Origin of the sequence: Capsulimonas sp. (assembly GCF_039929585.1) — a bacterium.
GTDB lineage: Bacteria > Armatimonadota > Armatimonadia > Armatimonadales > Capsulimonadaceae > Capsulimonas.
Map to the genome: position 1 here is coordinate 1 of NZ_JBDSQY010000128.1, position 8,277 is coordinate 8,277.

The 8,277-nt window shown below is 58.8% G+C and carries 8 protein-coding genes and 2 tRNA genes; 3 read left to right on the forward strand and 7 right to left on the reverse strand.

All coding sequences use genetic code 11. The annotated features are described in order from the left end of the window. Together ABIZ35_RS08720 and ABIZ35_RS08725 are read right to left on the reverse strand one after the other, a co-directional pair. Nucleotides 1-1,549 (reverse strand): alpha-L-fucosidase (locus ABIZ35_RS08720; protein WP_348219502.1); only part of this gene is annotated, 1,549 nt, incomplete at its 3' end. Nucleotides 1,550-1,782: 233 nt separating this feature from the next. Beyond that, on the reverse strand, nt 1,783-2,343 hold the full coding sequence (locus tag ABIZ35_RS08725; RefSeq protein WP_348219503.1) for a hypothetical protein: 561 nt from the start codon (nt 2,341-2,343) through the stop codon (nt 1,783-1,785). Between the two features lie 115 nt (nt 2,344-2,458). Here ABIZ35_RS08725 and ABIZ35_RS08730 point away from each other — a divergent pair, with 115 nt between their 5' ends. Then, a complete protein-coding gene (locus ABIZ35_RS08730; RefSeq protein ID WP_348219504.1) occupies nt 2,459-3,061 on the forward strand; it encodes a hypothetical protein in 603 nt (200 codons plus the stop codon). Between the two features lie 151 nt (nt 3,062-3,212). Here the strand turns inward: ABIZ35_RS08730 and ABIZ35_RS08735 are convergent, their stop codons facing one another. The 3 genes from ABIZ35_RS08735 to ABIZ35_RS08745 all read right to left on the reverse strand — a co-directional run bounded on the left by ABIZ35_RS08735 (nt 3,213) and on the right by ABIZ35_RS08745 (nt 5,808). After that, on the reverse strand, nt 3,213-3,659 hold the full coding sequence (locus tag ABIZ35_RS08735) for a hypothetical protein (RefSeq protein WP_348219505.1): 447 nt from the start codon (nt 3,657-3,659) through the stop codon (nt 3,213-3,215). Between the two features lies 1 nt (nt 3,660). Continuing rightward, nucleotides 3,661-5,031: a ribosome biogenesis GTPase Der gene (gene der, locus ABIZ35_RS08740; protein ID WP_348219506.1), complete on the reverse strand. Its 1,371-nt coding sequence runs from the start codon at nt 5,029-5,031 to the stop codon at nt 3,661-3,663. 276 nt (nt 5,032-5,307) lie between these two features. Further along, a complete protein-coding gene (locus ABIZ35_RS08745; protein ID WP_348219509.1) occupies nt 5,308-5,808 on the reverse strand; it encodes a fasciclin domain-containing protein in 501 nt (166 codons plus the stop codon). Nucleotides 5,809-6,160: 352 nt separating this feature from the next. On the opposite strand from ABIZ35_RS08745, the gene ABIZ35_RS08750 reads away from it, so the two are divergent. Continuing rightward, nucleotides 6,161-6,934: an ankyrin repeat domain-containing protein gene (locus ABIZ35_RS08750; RefSeq protein ID WP_348219507.1), complete on the forward strand. Its 774-nt coding sequence runs from the start codon at nt 6,161-6,163 to the stop codon at nt 6,932-6,934. Between the two features lie 321 nt (nt 6,935-7,255). Here ABIZ35_RS08750 and ABIZ35_RS08755 read toward each other — a convergent pair. Together ABIZ35_RS08755 and ABIZ35_RS08760 are read right to left on the reverse strand one after the other, a co-directional pair. Further along, nucleotides 7,256-7,332, reverse strand: a tRNA-Arg gene (locus ABIZ35_RS08755). A gap of 112 nt (nt 7,333-7,444) precedes the next feature. After that, a tRNA-Arg gene (locus tag ABIZ35_RS08760) sits at nt 7,445-7,521 on the reverse strand. Nucleotides 7,522-7,777: 256 nt separating this feature from the next. Here ABIZ35_RS08760 and ABIZ35_RS08765 point away from each other — a divergent pair. Then, the gene (locus ABIZ35_RS08765) at nt 7,778-8,170 is read left to right on the forward strand and encodes a FeoA family protein (RefSeq protein ID WP_348219508.1); all 393 of its coding nucleotides are present in this window, start codon (nt 7,778-7,780) and stop codon (nt 8,168-8,170) included. Nucleotides 8,171-8,277: the final 107 nt, after the last annotated feature.

Consider the following 8,277-nt stretch of genomic DNA (forward strand, 5'->3'; position numbering starts at 1 on the left):
GGCCACGATCAGTCTGAGACCAGGAAAGCTTGCCGGAATGGCCCAGCAGGCTCACCCCTTTGATTTTACCGGACCCCGACGCTAACGATCGGACAACCAATTTCCCGTCTTTGGGCCAGTTCATCGCATGGGCGTATAGAACGTCCCCCTTCTTCATAAATCGGAAGTCACGCGAGGTATAGCGGCGATTGCTCTCATTGAACCCCTGCGCGTGGATCTCCGCCCCGCCGCCCGCCGGCCCCTCGCCGAAGATATCCCAGGGACGCGTCCCGTAAATCCCCTCGCCGCTGACCTTGATCCATCGGGTGAAGTCCGCCAGAAACGCCAATTCGTCCGAATCCGGCAGTCCGCTTCCGGGCAGCGGAATATTGAGCATCAAGTTGCCGTTCTTACTGACGATGTCCACCAGCATATGCGCGACTTGATCGGGCGTCTTGTACGCATGATTCTTGAAAACGCTGAGGTCGTAATGCCAGTTGCCGATACAGGTATCCGTCTGAAACGGCTCCGGCTCGATCCGGTTGCTGACGCCGCGCTCCAGGTCCATCACCATACACTTTCGCTGCTGGGCGTTCAGGACTTTGCCGTTCACAACCGCTTCCAGCTTGCCTCCGCGCCGCTGCATATTCGTGTTGTACAAGTGGGCGGCGAGGCGCAGGCCGACATCGCTCACGGGATAGAGCGGGAGAATCGTGTCGTCGAAATACACTTGATCGGGATGGTATTTGTCGATTAGCTCCACGGTGCGTTTGTAGAACTTATCGCAGTACGCGGCGCTCGGGAGGTCGCCGCGCCCGCCGTTGTTCCAATCCCACTCCAAGCCCATGGGCGCATGCGCCTGCGCATACAGGTCCTGGGGGTCCAGTCCGTCCCACCACTGCCCTTTGCCGTCCGCCTTCGTCAGGTGACCGTCGTAGGGAACACCCGCCAGCGGACCGGCTTTGTCGGCGCCCTGGGACGTCTCGTAGAAGGACCAGGCGTGCGCGGCGTGCACGCTTACGCCGAAGCGCAGGCCGGCGGCCCGGGCGGCGCGCTCCCAGCCGCCGACCAGATCCTTCTTCGGACCGAGCGCGACGCTGTTCCACGTCTGGTAGCTCGACGCATAGTTGTCGAAGTTATCGTGGTGGTTGGCGAGGCACATAAAGTACTTGGCCCCGGCGGCCTTGTAAAGAGAGATCAGATGCTCCGGGTCCCAGGATTCGGCTTTCCACTCGTGGATCACTTCCTTGAAGCCGGCCTTGGAGGGATGGCCGTAGGTTTCACACTGATACTTGTAGTAGTTACTACCCTCTTCATACATACCCCGGGCGTACCAATCTCCCTGCCCTGGCTGGCACTGCGGTCCCCAGTGCGCCCAGATTCCGAACTTGGCGTCGCGGAACCAATCGGGACATTGATACTGCTCCAGCGATTCCCAGGTCGGCTGGAAGCGTTTTTGATCCTCACTTGAGGACTTGGCGGCTCCGGGGAGGCGCGCGGCGTCCCAGAGCGCGAACCCGGCGGCGGCGGCAACGCCGGTCTTGAGAAACTTACGGCGAGAAAGCGGCATTGAAGTATCCCTTTTCAAATCAGTATCTATATCGCAAAAGAAGCATTAGGCTGCTTTGAGACGGAAGCCATAAAATATGTGTCTATTCTAACACGGCGCCCGGATTCCCGATATGGAGGAAATCACTGAGTTTATGGAGATTCCTGTGAAGCGTTTAGATCTGCACCAAATGCTCAGCAGCGACAAGTCAGAAAACCCCGCATGACGCTGCGGGGCTTCATTGTCACGTCAGACTACGCATCGCCGCGCATTTCGTGAAATTTCTCTAGGAACTTGTCGACTTCGGGGGAAAGCACCTCGTCGCCGTTCCAGGACATCTGGATCGTCTGCATCTTGCTTTCGACGCCGGGAAGCGCCAGGTCGACGCCGCCGGAGGGATTGCGCGTCACATGGACGTCGCGCAGCAAGCGGTTCAGCTCGCCGGTGGGAATGCGCATCGCGTGGTTTTCGGCGGCGACCTGCGGCGGGCTCCATTCGCGTACGGCGAGAACGAAGTCGCGGATATTGCCGTAGTGGCCGTCGCCGACGAGAGCCGCCGGGTCTTTGGACGTATTGGAGTGCGTCTCAGCGGAGCCGCTTAGATCGCCAAACTCGTCTTCATAGAGGTCTTTGGTAGTGAAATGCGCCAGATGGTCGCCCACCAGCATCGCGCTGCCCTTGGTCCCGCTGACATCGATCCGCTCGGGGAATCCGTCGTACGCCAGGGTGGTCATGGTGATCGTCCCCAGCGCGCCGTTTTGGAACCGCACGGTGGCGACGCCCAGAGTCTCGCCTTCGATCGTAGGGGGTAACAAAAATCAGCCACGTCCGGTGCGAAATTAGGGGAGGAAACTCGTCACGGCCTAGCGCATTAGAGATGAGTATGGCGCATCACGCCGAAGATTCGCTATTCCAAGGAGGAAAAGTGAAATGAAGAATACTGTATTTGCCCCTTTATTTGCCACTGCGCTTGCCGCAATGGCGCTTGCCGCCCCATCCGCCCACGCGGCGCAGAGCTTTACCTTTCTCGTCGGCACACCCTCGGCCTTTCCGCAGGAGCAGACCGTCACGCTGACCGAAGGCAGTACGTTTGTCCTGGGTCAGGATGATCCGTATGCGGACCTTGGGTATGCATTTTTTGATCGTGATGGCGGTGCGACGTTAGATTACGGATCACCTTACATCACGGTCAATGGGACCACTATCCCACTCAGTATCCAGAATGTAAACATTATTTACAACGACACTAATAATGGCTTCCCAGGAACCTTGTACGACGTTTACTACAAGGTGGTCGGCGGCGACTACGACTTCGGTCCGTATGGACACATCAACTTTGGCAATGGCCCCATTATGATGACGTCGGTCTACGATAGTCCAGGTCAGTCCTCTGGGTTCATTCGGATTGGCCTGACTCTGCACGATGTCCCAAGCGCCGTGCCAGAACCTGCACCGTGGATTCCCGTGGCGTTCGGTGTGTTCACTGTGACCAGCCTTGCCTGGCGCCGGCGTCGCCAATGGACACGTCTCTAAGAAAAGCCTAAAAAGCCACAAAAATAATACAGCCCATTCACTCTCGATTGTGCAAAGAGTGAATGGGCTGTATTATTTGTTCCCCTTTTACCCTGAGCGGCATCTTGCTAGGAAGAGGGAGAGACGAGCCTTAGCGAGTGGAGAATAGGGCCTATTCGCCGCGCATCTCGTGAAATTTCTCTAGGAACTTGTCGACTTCGGGGGAAAGCACCTCGTCGCCGTTCCAGGACATCTGGATCGTTTGCAGCTTGCTTTCGACACCGGGAAGAGTCAGGTCGACGCCGCCGGAGGGATTGCGGGTCACATGGACGTCGCGCACGGGACGCGGCTTGCTGAGGGTGTAGCCGATTTTGCCAAAGACGCGACCGAAGGCCCACCCGAGACCGATCAGGGCGAGGCCGACTACAAGCAGACCAGACCCGAGGCCAATCCCGAGACGCTGGGAGCGGCGCAGGGCCGCTTCTTCCAGCTCGGCCATCTTGTCGCGCAGGGGTTCGCTGGGCTCGATCTGGAATGAGCCGTCGTCGTTGAGAATGAGCGCCCCGTGCTCCTTAGGAGACGAGACGCTCTTGAACTTCATTCGCGCCACTTCGGTCACGTTAGTGATCCCTTTCCTTGTCCGCCGCCTTGCGCACTTCGATCTGCAGGGGCGTGCCTTCGAAGGCGTACGTCTTGCGGATCTGGTTTTCCAGGTAGCGCTTGTAGGAGAAGTGCATCAGTTCCGGATCGTTCACAAACAGTACGATCTTCGGCGGCTTGACCGTCGGCATCGTGGCGTAGTAGATTTTCAGCTGCTTGCCGTGATCCAGGTACGGGTGCGCGTCGGAGGCGTCGCGCAGCAAGCGGTTCAGTTCGCCAGTGGGAATGCGCATCGCGTGGTTTTCGGCAGCGTCCAGCGCCGTCTCCACGGCGGCGATCACACCCTTGCCGGTGGTCGCGCTGGTAAAGGCAAGGGCGGCGTAGGCCATGAAGTTCATGCCGTCGCGCATCTCCTCGCTGAAGATCTTCATTGGATTCTGGCCCGGCATCTCATCCAGGACATCCTGGCGTCCAAGATCCCACTTGTTGACGACGATGACCGCCGCTCGTCCGCGCTCATGGGCGAAGCCGCCGACGCGCTTGTCGCCGTCGGTCAGACCGTCGTTCGAATCGACGACCAGCATCACGACATCGGCGCGGTCGATCGCGCGCAGGGCGCGCAGCACCGTATAGTATTCGACACTTCCCTGGACTTTACCGGCCCGGCGGATACCCGCCGTGTCGATAAAGACCAATTCGCGTCCATTAAAGTTGAACGTGGTGTCGATAGAATCGCGCGTGGTGCCAGCGACGGGGGAGACGATGACGCGCTCTTCGCCAAGAATGGCGTTCAGCAGGGACGACTTCCCAACATTCGGGCGGCCGATGATGGCGATTTTGATCCGCTCATCTTCCGGCTCCTTATCCTTGTCCTTGTCTTCCGGCGCGAAGTGGCCGACGATGGCGTCAAGCGCGTCGCCCAGTCCGCGTCCGCTCAGCGCGGAGACGGGGAAGACTTCGCCAAAGCCGAGCTGATAGACTTCCGGAACATTGCGATGCTCTTGATCGCCGTTGTCGACTTTGTTCGCAATGACGATCAGCGGTTTGGGCGAGCGCCGCAAGGCATTCGCCAGTTCGATATCGTCCGAGGTGATCCCAACGGTGGTGTCGATGACGAAGACGACGACATCGGCTTCTTCCATCGCGATCTCGGCCTGTCCGCGGATCTGCGCCTTCAGCGGATCCGTTTCGAACATCTGAATGCCGCCGGTGTCGATCAGCGTGTACTCACGTCCGAGCCATTCGCCGTCGGCGTACAGACGGTCGCGGGTGATGCCGGGCGTATCCTCAACAATGGCAATACGCTTACCGACGAGACGATTAAAAAGGGTAGATTTGCCGACGTTCGGACGTCCGACAATAGCGACCAGGGGTCGATCAGAAACGCTCACGTGAAAACTCCTTCGAAGCAGCAGAGGCGACGACACAACGACGCCGAGCTCCGAAAACTACCCCATAGTTTAGCACATGGAGAAGCGGCAAGTCAACGGAGGCGCTGTAAAGCGTCCCCGCAATTACCTATAACTAGCAGCAGCGTCAGAAGCATCATTCTTTCGCGTTTCCGTTTTCTCGGATTAGCCGAGCCTTAGTTAAGGAGAAGACAAATACAGCCCAAAGACATTTGCGTCTCTGGGCTGTTTGTTGCACAATTACTGTTCGCGCGGCGATTAGCCAGGCAGCAGAACGGTGTCCACAACATGGATGACGCCGTTGGACTGCATCACGTCGGCGATCGTGACATGGGAGACGTCACCCTTGGCGTCCTTGACACTGATACCCTTGCCGGACTTCATCAAGGTGAGCTTGCCGCCCTCGACGGTCTTGAGCGTCGTCATGCCATGACCGGCCTTGATCAGGCCCATCAGCTTGGAGGCGCTGTAGGTTCCAGAGACAACATGGTACGTCAGCACGGCGGTCAGCTTGTCTTTGTTCTCGGGCTTGAGCAGCGTATCGACCGTGCCGGCGGGCAGCTTGGCGAACGCCTTGTTGGTCGGCGCGAAGACGGTGAACGGCCCTGGGCCGGACAGCGTGTCGACCAGGCCGGCGGCCTTCACGGCGGCGACCAGCGTGGTGTGGTCCTTGGAGTTCACGGCGTTCGCGACGATCGTCTTCGTGGGGTACATCGCAGCGCCCCCGACCATCTTGGTCTTGGCGTGCATGGCGCTCATCTTGTGCTGAGCGGCAATTCCGGGCACGGTGATGCTCGCCGCAACGGCGCAGGTGGTCAGGGTTAGCGTAACGATTTGTCCGAGTTTCATGGTGCGTATCTTTCTAGTGGCTGAGCGACGAACTTCAGCATTTTACGTCTTAGCGCTTGGACGCGATCCTTAACAAAGTTCCAGGATCGGCGTCTGCTATTGATAGTCTACCAAGCAAACAACGCCAATCATTCCCGCTAGGATTGACGCCAGGTTACAAACGCTTATGGCGCGGAAAAAGAGGTCGTGGTACAATGGGAGGAAGAGAGTTCCGGACATGCCCCATACGGGCGGTCCGTATTCAAAACGAGGAAATTTATCGATGCTCCATAACAACATCCGGCGGATCGCCGGCGTTTGCTGCGTGCTGGCCGTAAGCATGGCAATCCCGGCGCAGGCGACGATGAGTCGCACGACGCTGGTGCGTGAGATGGTCAAAGCAATCGGCGACGGGGACGCCGCCGCGATCGAATCCCTGATCAAGCTGGGCGCGGACGCCGACGCTCGTGACTCGCAGGACCGCACGATGCTGATGCTGGCCGAAACACAGAACCAGCCGGCCGCCGTGGACGCCCTCATCAAACATGGCGCCAACGTCAACGCCAAAACCAAGAACGGCGTCACCGTTCTCATGGTGGCGGCGCTGGAAGGCTCTCCGACTGGGGTCAAGGCGCTTCTGGCGAAGGGAGCCAATATCGAAGCCAAGACCAAAGATGGCAACACACCCTTGATGGCCGCCGCGCACCGCGACCATATTGAAAATGTTCAGGCCCTGATCGACGGGGGCGCGGTGGTGAACGTCCGCAACAAGCAGGGGGAAACGCCGCTGATGTGGATGGCCGAGCGCGGCGACTCGGAGGGAACCCTGCTCCTTCTGAAGAACAAAGCCAACCCCAATACCCAGGACACCGACGGGGACAGCGCTCTTACTCGCGCCGTGGACTCGGGAAGCATCGAAGCGGTGAAAGTTTTGCTCGCCAACGGCGCGGACCCGAACCTGGACCCAGGACTCGCGCATAGCCCGCTCGAGCACGCGCTCATGGCGCACGCCGACACAATCGTGCAGATATTGAAAGACTCGGGGGCGAAGCGGTAGGCATTCTGGACCTATTCCCCCAGCGCTAAAGCGCTTCCCCCTTTTCCCAGTGAAGGGCTAAAGCCCGGGAAAAGGGGTGCTGATAATTACTATCCAGGCGAGTTTTAACGTGGCCGACAAAGACTTTTTTGTTTGATCTAAGGTCTTCTTGCAAAACGGAATACTCGCCTGGATCACAATTACGAACGCCCCTTTTCCCGCCCGAAGGGCCTTGCTGGGAAAAGGGGAGGCGCCGCTTTAGCGGCGCGGGGGAATAGGTCTCGAAAACGCCCCAAACACAAAGAAGCCGTTACCCATCGCTGGGTAACGGCTTCTTTTTCATGGTGCGCCCGGCAGGACTCGAACCTGCGGCCTATTGCTCCGCAAGCAATCGCTCTAATCCACTGAGCTACGAGCGCGCAACGACATGTATTATACCGAGCCGGCGCCCCATTGTCAAGGGGAATCAAGCTGGCGGAGACGAAAAATAAAGAAGCCGCTGTCCATCTCTGGACAACGGCTTCTTTTTAGTGGTGCGCCCGGCGGGGCTCGAACCTGCGGCCTATTGCTCCGCAAGCAATCGCTCTAATCCACTGAGCTACGAGCGCGCAACGAGGTGTATTATACCGACCGAGGAATAGAATGTCAATCTCACGCCGAATTTATTTCCGTGGGGGCGCTGCGGCCTGAAATTTGACCAACGATTGGAGCTGTATCAGCAGACGGAATCAGAAAAAGAATCCGAGAGCGTTGACATCGCCGTATTGGGGCGCCATAATGAAATCATTAATCTCCGACAAAGCAGGTCGGAGACGAGTTTCATCGGATACAGCAAGACGCTGTAATTATAGAGGGATGGCTGATATGCCGACCATGACACCCCGGAAAACCGAACAAGACAATTTCTTCTCCTCGTTCCAGCGCTGGCGCGGAGCCCGCGAAGATTCGCGGCGCGCGGCGATTGAGACGAGCTACCTGCGCTTTGGCGCTCCGGATGAGACCGGGCACATTATGATGCCCCTCTCCGCGATGCACCCCGGCGACTACGGCCACGTGGTCTCGCTGGACGGCGACGCCGCCGTGCGCCAGCATCTCCAGGAAATGGGATTCACCGCCGGAACCCAGATTGAGTTTGTTCGCTGCGCCCCGCTGATGGACCCGATCACCGTGCTGATCCGCGGATACCAGCTTTCCCTGCGCCGCCGCGAAGCCGACGCCATCCTGGTTCGCCGCTGCCCACCGGATTTCGAGGGCTGATCGCCCCGAGGTAAGAAATGTCCACCTCTCCCCTGCCGGCGGCTGGCTCCGTTTCTGACGGAGCCGCCGCCGCGCCTTTGTACGCCCTGGTCGGAAATCCGAACTGC

What these genes read in the sequence shown, in the direction of transcription:
- ABIZ35_RS08730 (WP_348219504.1), top strand. Translation starts at nt 2,459, where the DNA reads ATGAAGAATACTGTATTTGCCCCTTTATTTGCCACTGCGCTTGCCGCA.
- ABIZ35_RS08745 (WP_348219509.1), bottom strand. Translation starts at nt 5,808, where the DNA reads ATGAGCGCCATGCACGCCAAGACCAAGATGGTCGGGGGCGCTGCGATG.
- ABIZ35_RS08750 (WP_348219507.1), top strand. Translation starts at nt 6,161, where the DNA reads ATGCTCCATAACAACATCCGGCGGATCGCCGGCGTTTGCTGCGTGCTG.
- ABIZ35_RS08765 (WP_348219508.1), top strand. Translation starts at nt 7,778, where the DNA reads ATGCCGACCATGACACCCCGGAAAACCGAACAAGACAATTTCTTCTCC.